Source organism: Endozoicomonas acroporae (assembly GCF_002864045.1).
Classification (GTDB): Bacteria; Pseudomonadota; Gammaproteobacteria; order Pseudomonadales; family Endozoicomonadaceae; genus Endozoicomonas; species Endozoicomonas acroporae.
In genome coordinates, this window is the sequence record NZ_PJPV01000213.1 from 1 (window position 1) to 1,006 (window position 1,006).

Below are 1,006 nucleotides of genomic sequence, written 5' to 3' on the forward strand. Positions count from 1 at the left end.
ATCATCTTCTGAATGATGGACTCTTTGAACTCTTCTGAATAGCGGGCCATTGATTACTCATGACCGCCCCCTGTTGAGATTTCTAATTTCAGGAGAGGCGACAACTATGCTGACACAGGGGGTGAATGGAACCACGAAGGACACAAAGAGCACTAAGGAAAAGAAAATCTCTTCTTTGTGCTCTTCGTGTCCTTCGTGGTTCCATCTTTAACTTCCCGAAGAGGGGAGTAGACGCTTAATGTCTACCCTAAGTGTTTCCCTTAAGGGTTGATGAGTCTAAACTGTCGTAAAGCCTTGAAATGGGCGATTCTGTTATGCAGGCCCAACAGTTTCAAGACCTTCTTAATGTTATACCGTTATTAACCAGCCAGCAGCGAAATACACTTATTAACGCTCTGTCATAGCAGAATTCTCCTTTCGATATTGCCAAGTCTATCGAAGATAGTTTTGTTCGGGCTCCAAAATGTCCTCACTATTGAAGCTGTCGTATGCGCCGATGCAAGCCTTGCACATGAGAAGCTTGCGAGAACCGTTCACCTTTAAAGAACTGGTGTCATCCTCTGGAATACGGGTTATAGAAGGTGTTTTTCACCTGCAACGTGTGAATGCATATCACAGCCCTTGTAGGAACTCTTCCATCCAGTCATCGTTGTTGACCAGTTCTGACTCTGTCGCCAATGAATCCAATGTCGCCAATGAATCCAAATCCCATTCCACTATTTCATCAAGCCCAAGTGGGTCTCTTCTCCTTTTCTCGCTGGCTTCAGTCCATTCTTTCCGTGTTTCTGAATCCACTGCGTAGCTCATTTTGCAGATAGCAGTGCTTAATTCAACATAAGTCATTTGGCTTCGGTGGGGTTCCAGCAGTTCAAGTTCTGCATTTCCCAATTCGCGAAAACGGTCCAGAGCTTCCATTGCCGCGTCAAAGTTAGATAGCGGCCCTTGAATGCGACTGTTGGCAACCTGTTTCCCTTGAGTTGGTATGCTTGCCCTTGCTGGAAGTCCT

The 1,006-nt window shown here is 45.7% G+C and carries 1 protein-coding gene and 1 pseudogene; one reads left to right on the forward strand and one right to left on the reverse strand.

Going from position 1 to position 1,006, the window contains the following annotated elements:
* Positions 1–474: 474 nt before the first annotated feature.
* Positions 475–616: pseudogene (locus CX664_RS28380) on the forward strand (IS1595-like element ISEnu2 family transposase); the annotation flags it as partial.
* On the opposite strand, the gene CX664_RS26745 reads toward CX664_RS28380, so the two are convergent.
* The coding region (locus tag CX664_RS26745; RefSeq protein WP_180966616.1) for a hypothetical protein at positions 613–1,006 on the reverse strand (394 nt) is incomplete at its 5' end. The pseudogene CX664_RS28380 and the gene CX664_RS26745 sit on opposite strands and share 4 nt — an antisense overlap.